Annotated in this window: 13 protein-coding genes; 7 read left to right on the top strand and 6 right to left on the bottom strand. The window is 49.1% G+C overall.

Going from position 1 to position 8,121, the window contains the following annotated elements; genetic code table 11:
- Positions 1-80: 80 nt before the first annotated feature.
- The gene (locus KW93_RS10630) at positions 81-1,559 is read right to left on the bottom strand and encodes a phytoene desaturase family protein (RefSeq protein ID WP_033542992.1); all 1,479 of its coding nucleotides are present in this window, start codon (positions 1,557-1,559) and stop codon (positions 81-83) included.
- A gap of 203 nt (positions 1,560-1,762) precedes the next feature.
- Between KW93_RS10630 and KW93_RS10625 the strand changes: the two genes are divergently transcribed.
- The 5 genes from KW93_RS10625 (at position 1,763) to KW93_RS10605 (ending at position 4,714) form a co-directional block, all read left to right on the top strand.
- Entirely contained in the window at positions 1,763-2,305 is a 543-nt protein-coding gene (locus KW93_RS10625; protein ID WP_033542991.1) for a GNAT family N-acetyltransferase, read from the top strand.
- 17 nt (positions 2,306-2,322) lie between these two features.
- The gene (locus tag KW93_RS10620; protein ID WP_033542990.1) at positions 2,323-3,045 is read left to right on the top strand and encodes an ABC transporter ATP-binding protein; all 723 of its coding nucleotides are present in this window, start codon (positions 2,323-2,325) and stop codon (positions 3,043-3,045) included.
- Complete coding sequence (locus KW93_RS10615; protein WP_033542989.1) at positions 3,042-4,076, top strand: ABC transporter permease; 1,035 nt, start codon at positions 3,042-3,044, stop codon at positions 4,074-4,076. The genes KW93_RS10620 and KW93_RS10615 overlap by 4 nt, the downstream gene beginning before the upstream one ends.
- A 73-nt stretch (positions 4,077-4,149) precedes the next feature.
- The gene (locus KW93_RS10610) at positions 4,150-4,437 is read left to right on the top strand and encodes a DUF5316 family protein (RefSeq protein ID WP_033542988.1); all 288 of its coding nucleotides are present in this window, start codon (positions 4,150-4,152) and stop codon (positions 4,435-4,437) included.
- Positions 4,438-4,510: 73 nt separating this feature from the next.
- On the top strand, positions 4,511-4,714 hold the full coding sequence (locus KW93_RS10605; RefSeq protein WP_033542987.1) for a hypothetical protein: 204 nt from the start codon (positions 4,511-4,513) through the stop codon (positions 4,712-4,714).
- 21 nt (positions 4,715-4,735) lie between these two features.
- On the opposite strand, the gene KW93_RS10600 is transcribed toward KW93_RS10605, so the two are convergent.
- Positions 4,736-5,074 (bottom strand): hypothetical protein, encoded by a 339-nt coding sequence (locus KW93_RS10600; RefSeq protein WP_033542986.1) that lies wholly within the window; start codon positions 5,072-5,074, stop codon positions 4,736-4,738.
- A 206-nt stretch (positions 5,075-5,280) separates the two neighbouring features.
- On the opposite strand from KW93_RS10600, the gene KW93_RS10595 reads away from it, so the two are divergent.
- The gene (locus tag KW93_RS10595; RefSeq protein WP_033542985.1) at positions 5,281-6,039 is read left to right on the top strand and encodes a class I SAM-dependent methyltransferase; all 759 of its coding nucleotides are present in this window, start codon (positions 5,281-5,283) and stop codon (positions 6,037-6,039) included.
- A 50-nt stretch (positions 6,040-6,089) separates the two neighbouring features.
- Here KW93_RS10595 and KW93_RS10590 read toward each other — a convergent pair whose 3' ends face one another.
- The 4 genes from KW93_RS10590 to KW93_RS10575 all read right to left on the bottom strand — a co-directional run bounded on the left by KW93_RS10590 (position 6,090) and on the right by KW93_RS10575 (position 7,508).
- Complete coding sequence (locus tag KW93_RS10590) at positions 6,090-6,314, bottom strand: helix-turn-helix domain-containing protein (RefSeq protein WP_033542984.1); 225 nt, start codon at positions 6,312-6,314, stop codon at positions 6,090-6,092.
- A gap of 10 nt (positions 6,315-6,324) precedes the next feature.
- The gene (locus KW93_RS10585; protein ID WP_033542983.1) at positions 6,325-6,804 is read right to left on the bottom strand and encodes a DUF2975 domain-containing protein; all 480 of its coding nucleotides are present in this window, start codon (positions 6,802-6,804) and stop codon (positions 6,325-6,327) included.
- Between the two features lie 155 nt (positions 6,805-6,959).
- Entirely contained in the window at positions 6,960-7,142 is a 183-nt protein-coding gene (locus KW93_RS10580; RefSeq protein ID WP_033542982.1) for a hypothetical protein, read from the bottom strand.
- A 9-nt stretch (positions 7,143-7,151) separates the two neighbouring features.
- On the bottom strand, positions 7,152-7,508 hold the full coding sequence (locus KW93_RS10575; RefSeq protein WP_033542981.1) for a DUF1801 domain-containing protein: 357 nt from the start codon (positions 7,506-7,508) through the stop codon (positions 7,152-7,154).
- 148 nt (positions 7,509-7,656) lie between these two features.
- Between KW93_RS10575 and KW93_RS16970 the strand changes: the two genes are divergently transcribed.
- On the top strand, positions 7,657-8,079 hold the full coding sequence (locus KW93_RS16970) for a helix-turn-helix domain-containing protein (RefSeq protein WP_052131565.1): 423 nt from the start codon (positions 7,657-7,659) through the stop codon (positions 8,077-8,079).
- The last annotated feature ends 42 nt before the right edge of the window (positions 8,080-8,121 follow it).

Genomic DNA, 8,121 nt, shown 5'->3' with positions numbered 1-8,121 from the left:
CTTATCTTACGGTTTCGCTCTCCTGTCTTACGTTTGTGAACTTTTACCTCACTATTCATAAAGCCGCATCCCAAAAAACTTTAGATCAATCGCTTCGAGGCAATGGACCGGGCCGCATGGATGCCGCTCGCAGCGGCACCGATTGTGCCGCCGCCCGGGAAGATGTGATCTCCGCAGACATAAAGGCCGGGTATGCCCGAACGATGGGAGATGGAATTGAACAGTGCTGAATCCAAAGTCTGAGGGAATCCGCCGACAAAGCCGTTCGGTCTGCCTGTGTAACGCTCCCATGCTTTTGGCGCGCCTGTTTCAAGATGGACGATCGACTCGCGGAAACCGGGAATTTGCTGTTCGATTGCCAGGAGCATCCGCTCACTTAACATTTCTCTGGCTGCTTCGTATTTTTCTTGTGTATCCCAATGTCCGGCTTTGGAATGCGTGGATACAGTCACGGTCTGATAGCCATCAGGCGCACGCAAAGTGTCGCCCGGAAGCGAGGCGGACATGAAAAAGTGGGCGCCTTCAGCCATTCCCTCTCCTGTTGAAATTTGCCGGAAAGGCGGCAGCGGGTGAGACAATTTGCTGGAATCGACCGCAATATACAAAGTCAGGGTTGTCCACGTTTCGCTCCTTGCCCCCTCGAGCAAGGGCTTTTTCAATTGGCTTACAAGTTCAGGTGGCAGCATGCCTGGCAGCAGATGAATCGGCGCATTGACGATGACTTCATCGGCTTCGTATTTATTGCCGCGGTGATCGGTTGCAATCCAGCCTTTTTCGTTTTGCGCCAATTGGGTGACCCTGCGGCGTTTTTTCAGCACCCCGCCATTTTCCGTCAAGCTTTCGCCCATAAGCTCGGCAAAGCGATATAAGCCGCCGGGCACATAATACGCGCCTTCATGATAGATGTCGAGTGCCACGGCAGCCAGTAAATAAGATACATCATCGGAGCCGGTCTGCATGCTGTCGATCAGAAGCCCGTCCAGCATATGGCGGAACGCTGTGAGCTGGCCGAGGCCGTGGCGCTCCAGACAGTCGCCGAGCGTCTTATTGAAATGCGGCAACAGTTTCACGTGGAGCGGCCGTATGGCGCCAGCGAGTGCTGCCCATTCCTTGGCTGTCGTCGGTGGCAGTGCAGGAAGCGGGTCCATCAACGTGCGGACAATCGATGCAGTAGCGTAGATTTCCCGGTAAAAGGCAAGGATCTTCGACTCGTAAGCGGGGAAATGGCTGATGATGTTTTCCACATGCTGTTTACGATCTTTCAGAAAAACAAACGAATGATCGGGATGAATCATTTCCATAACAGTTTCGAGCGGTTCAAGCTGCAGGGGCTTTCCGAGGAAACGAAAAACCCGCTCATGGATGCCGCCGCCCTCCAGGCCCATGCCGAGCGTCGCGCCGGCAGGAAACAGGAATTCATGGCGTTTGAATTTCCCGGCGGAGCCGCCCAGTTCCGCGGATGCTTCAAGAATTGTAACATGGTCCCCGTTTTTTGCCAGCAGTGCAGCAGCGGTCAATCCGCCGATGCCGGCGCCTATCACTAAGACATTTTGCGGCATGTCCAACCCTCCTCAGAAAAGATATTCAGGAAATATGCAGACATTGAAATAACGGAACAACTTCTGTAAAGCTCAATGTATTTATTAAAGTACCATAATTACTGACAGCGAGAAAATCTGTGGATTCCATAGATGCATAACATTCCATATTCTCACAACTGCCGGATTATGCTACGCTGTTTACAATAATGGAGGGGATTGGGATGTTTACGTATAAGATAGATGAAGAGTTGTCATTAAAGCTGCCGGAAGTGAAAGATGCGGAACGGATATTCGAATTGACTGATGCGTCACGTGATTATTTAAAAGAATGGCTGCCCTGGCTGGATTACACGACAACGGTGGAGGATTCACGGGATTTTATTCGCATGAGCCGCAGGAATTTTGCGGACAATAAAACAATGAATACGGTGATCGTCTATAAAGGGGGAATCGTTGGCATGGCCGGGTTCAATGAGCTGGGCTGGGTCAATAAAACCGCGAAAATCGGCTATTGGCTTGGGCAGGAATATCAAGGATACGGCATCATGACGCGGGTGGCAAAAGCGCTGACGGAGATTTCGTTTGGCCATTTCGGCATGAATCGCACGGAAATCCGCGTGGCGACGGGCAACCGGAAGAGCCGCAGCATTCCGGAGCGTCTTGGGTATATGGAAGAAGGGACGCTTCGCCAGGTGGAATGGCTGTATGACCATTTTGTCGATCATATCGTTTACGGAGTGCTTGCGACGGAGTGGAAGGAGTAAAAAGCGGGGGTGCTGCTATGAATCACGCGATCCGGATCGAAGGCTTGAGCAAGAAATATGGCACACAGCAAGTACTGGACGGCATCAATTTGGCTGTTGAAGAAGGGAAAATCTATGGCTTTATCGGCCCGTCCGGTTCCGGCAAGACGACGCTGGTGAAGATGATCGTCGGTATCGATTCTCCGGATTCGGGTACTGTGACGGTCATGGGAGAGCAGGTGCCGAATTTGAAATTGCTGCAGGATATCGGCTATATGGCGCAGTCGGATGCACTGTACCCGGAACTGACCGGCAGGGAGAATCTGATGTTTTTTGCGTCGCTGTTCGGTTTGAAGAAAGCGGCCTTGAAAGAGCGGATCGATTATACAGCGGATCTTGTACAGCTGCAGGATGCGCTCAGCAAAAAAGTTTCGGCCTATTCAGGCGGTATGAAGCGGCGGCTGTCGCTGGCGATTGCGCTGGTCCATGATCCGAAACTGCTGATTCTGGATGAGCCGACGGTCGGCATCGACCCCGAACTGCGTCAATCGGTTTGGCATGAACTGCTCGATCTGATGGCGCAGGGCAAGACGATTGTTCTGACGACGCATGTCATGGACGAAGCGGCGAAATGCGAAGTCATTGCGCTTGTGCGTGATGGCGGTATTTTGGCTACAGGATCTCCGGATGAACTGAAAATGAAATTTGGGGCGTCAGATCTTGAAGGCGTCTTTCTCGCGGCGGGGAGGGAGGCGGAATGAGAATTTCTGCGCTCGTGAAACGCATCATGCTGCAGATGTTCCGCGATAAACGGACCCTGGCGCTGCTGTTTTTGGCGCCACTTCTCGTACTGACACTGATGTATCTGATTTTTGATGGTAATGACAGTGATCTGCGCCTCGGTCTTGTGGACGGCAGCGAAGGACTGGCGGATGTGCTGGAAAGCCGCGGCATTGAGGTAGTGCCGCTGGAAACGGCCGGTGACGAAACGATTGCCGCAAATAAGCTGGACGGATTGCTCGAAGTCACCGGTGAAGGTGCGGAATTGACGCTTGAAAACAGCGATCCTACTCAGGCAAGAGGGTTGCTGGCGCAGACAGCACAGGCGCTGTCGCAAAGCGACGGCACATCATCTTCCAACACGGACGGAATTGTTCTTGAAACCAATTATCTTTATGGCAATGAAGAAACGGAACTGTTTGATGTGATCGGCCCGATCCTGGTCGGCTTTTTCGTCTTCTTTTTCGTCTTCCTGATTTCCGGCATCGGTTTATTGAAGGAACGGGTTTCCGGAACACTGGAGCGGGTGCTCGCGACGCCGGTCAAACGCTGGGAGATTGTTGCGGCATATTTGACGGGATTCGGCATTTTTGCGGTGATCCAGACAACGATTGTCGTGTTCTTTTCCATTTATGTCCTGGATATGGTGATGGAAGGTTCGATCTGGCATGTGATTGTCATCAATCTGCTGCTTGCGCTTGTTGCGCTGTCGCTCGGGATTTTATTGTCCACGTTTGCGGGTTCCGAGTTTCAGATGGTGCAGTTCATCCCGCTGGTCATCGTTCCGCAGATCTTTTTCTCCGGCATCTTCCCGATTGAAGGGATGGCTGCCTGGCTGCAAAACATCGGACGCATCATGCCGCTCTACTACGGGGCAGATGCGCTTAAATCGGTGATGTACAGAGGGGAAGGGCTGGGGGATGTCTGGGCTGACCTGCTGGTGCTGGCTGGGTTTGCGCTCTTGTTCATCGCACTGAATATTGTGGCGCTCAAACGGTATCGAAAATTATAGTTTCCTTTCCTGCGCATTGTCGTTTATCATAAATAATGGAAACACTAATACTTACAGCATGGAGGAAACATACATGAAATTTTTAGGGATTGGAATTGTCACAGCTGCACTCAGCCTGTTGCTCGGCTATTTTCTTGAAGACTGGAACCTGGCATTTTATATCGCCGGGGCACTCGGCATCATCGGAGTCCTGTGGGCGCTGCTGTTTTCGGGTGTTTTGAAAGGTTCGGGCGGCATGGAACGCATGACGAGCTCCGAACGCCGCAAGGAAAGCGCAAGACGCTCGGGAAGAATGAGAAACGGCTTCCTGTTCGCACTGCCGAATCTGCTCGCAGCCATCGTGGCGATGTGGATTTTTTAATATTCGACAAAGAAATGACCATCAGATCTTCGAAGGATTTGATGGTCATTTTATAATGAATAAGAGGTGCAGTATGTATAAAAAAGTATTACTTGGCGCTGCCATTCTTTTTATCGGTTTTATGTTCAAGCTAATTCAAACGGGCGATAAAATCGACTGGATACAAATTAGCATCTTCGCGGTTGTTGCTCTGACCGTTATTGCTGTGAAGGAATGGACCGACATTCCCTATGATTGGAACAAACACAAAAATAAAGGCAAAAAAGATACCAATTGAAGGTTGGGCACCTGTTGAAAACTAAAAAAGGTAGTGCATGACCAATTGATACACGGCGACGGCAAATCCCAGAAGGCTTGCCTTCAATTTAGCCCGGTGGTATCTTTCGCTGCCGTACAGGTAAAAGCAGATTACGATAAACCCAACCGGAAACATCAATTCAAAAGTTCCTTCAGATGACGTACGGGTGTACAAAGGAATTATCCAGGCGCTGATCAGGAAATAAAAAAACAAGGTTAACCGGCGAGTTTCCATTTCTTTGCCCCATCTTTTTAATAAGTAAATAACGACCGCTGCTATAATAATAAAAGGTATGGATGGGAGCATGAGTGTAACGCCATTTCCAAGGTCGAATTCCATTAGTTCATCACCTCCTTATAAGTTTTAACTGCTGCATCTATTTTATCCTATTTGAGGTGTTAATCTTTGGGAAACTGGAAATACTTTATTATTTTTTAAAAATACCAGTAGTAAATGGAAAAAGAAGAAACAGACCAAAAAGTTTAATTTTCTGACAAATTGGGTATACTGTGGGAATGAAAAAAATAGCAGAGGAGGGGCATCCGATGTTGGGATATTACAGCAAGCTGTCTACTGAAGTATATGGTGTTGACAAGCCGATTGGGACGTCCTTCGGCGATGTGGAATTCTATCTGGACCGGCTCGCCGGCATAAACGGGCGCATTTTGGAACCCGCGACCGGGACAGGGCGAATGCTCGTGCCTTTGCTTGAGAACGGACTCAGCGTGGACGGCTTCGACAGTTCACCGGAAATGCTGGAAATGTGCAGGACGAATTGTAAAGAACGGGGATTGAACCCCACACTGTTCGAAGCGGGAATGGAAACTTTCTCGCTGGATTTGGAATATGACGCCATCGTCATACCGGCCGGCACATTCCTCTTGCTGCACGAACGGGAAGCATCGCTACGCGCACTGAAAAAATTCCATGCGCACCTGAAGAACGGCGGCAAATTCCTCGTGGATCTGTATTTGCCGACGGATAACGAAGTCGGCAACTCGACGCTGCGGTCTTGGGAAGTAGAAGGCGGCGACATCATCACGCTTGAGACGACAACGAAAGAAATCGATCACATCAATCAATTCAGTGTGTCGCATAACCGCTATGAAAGATGGAATAGAGGAAAGCTTTTGGACACGGAACTGGAGCGTTTCGCTATGCGCTGGTACGGCGTCGAGGAATTCCGCACAATCCTCGAGAACCACGGTTTCCGCGACATTGTCATTTCAGCAGATTACGAATACGGCCGCTATCCGGAAAATCCGCACCAGAGCATTACGTTCGAAGCGATTGCGGAGAAATAAAATCGAAGATAAAAAAAGGGCCTGGGAGATTTCTCCAGGCTCTTTTGCTTTTATTTGGCTGCTGTTTCCTCGTCATCCCGGTATTCCAGAATATCGCCGGGCTGGCAGTCGAGGGCTTTGCAGATGGCCTCGAGCGTCGAGAAACGAATCGCTTTCGCTTTTCCGTTTTTCAGGATGGACAGGTTTGCCATCGTAATGCCGACTTTTTCCGTCAGTTCCGTCACGCTCATTTTCCGTTTTGCCAGCATCACATCAATATTGATAATAATCGCCATTTTCGTCACCTCAGACAGTTAAATCATTCTCAGATTTTATTTCAATCGCATTTTCCAGCAGCTTCTGCAGCACTGCCGCAAAAACAGAGATGACAAAGGCACCGAATGTGATGACCATGCCGAGTCCGCCAAGGCCAGGCGCATCATCGATTTCCGCCGTATACAGAATAACCGGCAGGCATAGAATGTAAAGTCCTGTAATGGTAAGCGCGCAATACTTGATGTTTTTCAGCGCTTTTACCGACAGCTCCGAAAAAGCGGTGCCTTTGTCGATGTAACTCAGCAATTTCAGGGACTGATACAGCGCAATAAAGTAGGCGACCGCGGTGGCGTAAAGTGCAATCATGAAGAGGTATTGCAAGAATGGCCACCCCGGCAGCAATTCACCGACAAAAGCGCTGAGCGATGGCACGACAAATATGCAGATCGCCAGGACCGGCAACGCCATCAGGACGATGACGATTTTTAAAAAGATTGTTTCCCGTTTCATTTCAGCACCTCTTTAACTTGTTCTTAAATCCAAAGATAACATAAATTTTATCGAATATCAATAAATAATTATTGAAAAGAGATTGTAACTGACTTTTACAAAGAAAAACCAGCAGAAGAATGCCGAAGCATTTCTCTGCTGGTGTCCATCCGTTTTTACTGTTCAGCTTTTTTTAACCGGTGGCTGGCATTGATGAAGAACAAAGTCGCGATTAAGAAAAGAATGACGTTCGCAAACATAGTGATGCCGGCGTAATCATCCCCAAGCCATGTGAAATTGATCAGGTTGATGAACATGATCAAAATCAGGCATATGTATAATCCTTTCAGCCCTTTCATGGGTTCACCTCATTTCCTGTTCAGATCCACCGCATTCCACACAAGGAATTTCAGTTTCTCTTCGTTGATTTCATCCACTTTGCGGATTCGGACGTGGCGCATCTTCTTGCCGTCGCCTTCGAGCAGATTGTCACGGTCGTCAATTTCAGTACCGCGGTAAAAACCGAAATTGACATGATTCTTCGCCGTCTGCATATAGCATACGAGCCCTTCTTTCGAATAGCTCGGTTTCGACCATTTTATCCCTTCTTCGATTTCGGGATAAGCCTCGAACACAACGGTTCTCAGGCGTTTCACGATATCCTGTACAGGTTCGCCCAGGCCATCGATGAACGCGTCCACTTGCGGATCCATTTTGCTTTGCATATTGCCGCCTCCTTTTTTCCTGTTCCTTCTATTATATCGTTAAAAATGGAGTCGGAGGTGAAATAATCAGATTACTTTTGGAAAAGGTTTTATTTATAAGTTAAACTATGATATGTTTTATTTATAAATAAAATCGGAGTGATGGGAAATGGAATTCAATGCAAAGAATTTTGGGCAGATTTTAAGGTTTCTGCGGGAGCATGACGGGCTGTCGATGCTGTCGCTGGGGAAAAAGCTGGGAACGTCGGCCAGCCGCATCAAAAGTTGGGAAAACGGCGATTCGGTGCCGTCTGCAAAATGGATTGTGGCGCTGAGCAGTGTGCTGGATGTGCCGGTGGATGTACTGCTGACTGTGCCGAAAGAAGAGATTGTCCACTACAGCGACCAGGAATGGGATGACATTATGAATGGCGTCGCGTCGGAGGACGATGTGTCGTGGGAAGAGCCGCCAGTGACGGCGCCGATGACGAAAGCGGATTATCTGGAGAAGTTGATGGGGATTGCAGTGGAACTCGAAAAGCAGGACGTGCTGGAGCTGTATATGCTAGCGAAAGTGAAGAGTGAGAAGTGAAGGAAGGGAAAGCAGGGCGGAAATGGCTGAACGCAGAAATAA

The sequence above is a fragment of the Planococcus sp. CAU13 genome, assembly GCF_000775575.1.
Taxonomy (GTDB): domain Bacteria; phylum Bacillota; class Bacilli; order Bacillales_A; family Planococcaceae; genus Planococcus.
The sequence above is the reverse complement of the archived record's forward strand: the minus strand, read 5'-3'. Positions and strand labels throughout refer to the sequence as shown.

Coding starts and splice junctions, on each gene's coding strand:
- KW93_RS10605 (WP_033542987.1), top strand. CDS start 4,511: ATGTATAAAAAAGTATTACTTGGCGCTGCCATTCTTTTTATCGGTTTT.
- KW93_RS10625 (WP_033542991.1), top strand. CDS start 1,763: ATGTTTACGTATAAGATAGATGAAGAGTTGTCATTAAAGCTGCCGGAA.
- KW93_RS10595 (WP_033542985.1), top strand. CDS start 5,281: ATGTTGGGATATTACAGCAAGCTGTCTACTGAAGTATATGGTGTTGAC.
- KW93_RS10615 (WP_033542989.1), top strand. CDS start 3,042: ATGAGAATTTCTGCGCTCGTGAAACGCATCATGCTGCAGATGTTCCGC.
- KW93_RS10575 (WP_033542981.1), bottom strand. CDS start 7,508: ATGCAAAGCAAAATGGATCCGCAAGTGGACGCGTTCATCGATGGCCTG.
- KW93_RS10610 (WP_033542988.1), top strand. CDS start 4,150: ATGAAATTTTTAGGGATTGGAATTGTCACAGCTGCACTCAGCCTGTTG.
- KW93_RS10620 (WP_033542990.1), top strand. CDS start 2,323: ATGAATCACGCGATCCGGATCGAAGGCTTGAGCAAGAAATATGGCACA.
- KW93_RS10630 (WP_033542992.1), bottom strand. CDS start 1,559: ATGCCGCAAAATGTCTTAGTGATAGGCGCCGGCATCGGCGGATTGACC.
- KW93_RS10600 (WP_033542986.1), bottom strand. CDS start 5,074: ATGGAATTCGACCTTGGAAATGGCGTTACACTCATGCTCCCATCCATA.
- KW93_RS10585 (WP_033542983.1), bottom strand. CDS start 6,804: ATGAAACGGGAAACAATCTTTTTAAAAATCGTCATCGTCCTGATGGCG.
- KW93_RS10590 (WP_033542984.1), bottom strand. CDS start 6,314: ATGGCGATTATTATCAATATTGATGTGATGCTGGCAAAACGGAAAATG.
- KW93_RS16970 (WP_052131565.1), top strand. CDS start 7,657: ATGGAATTCAATGCAAAGAATTTTGGGCAGATTTTAAGGTTTCTGCGG.
- KW93_RS10580 (WP_033542982.1), bottom strand. CDS start 7,142: ATGAAAGGGCTGAAAGGATTATACATATGCCTGATTTTGATCATGTTC.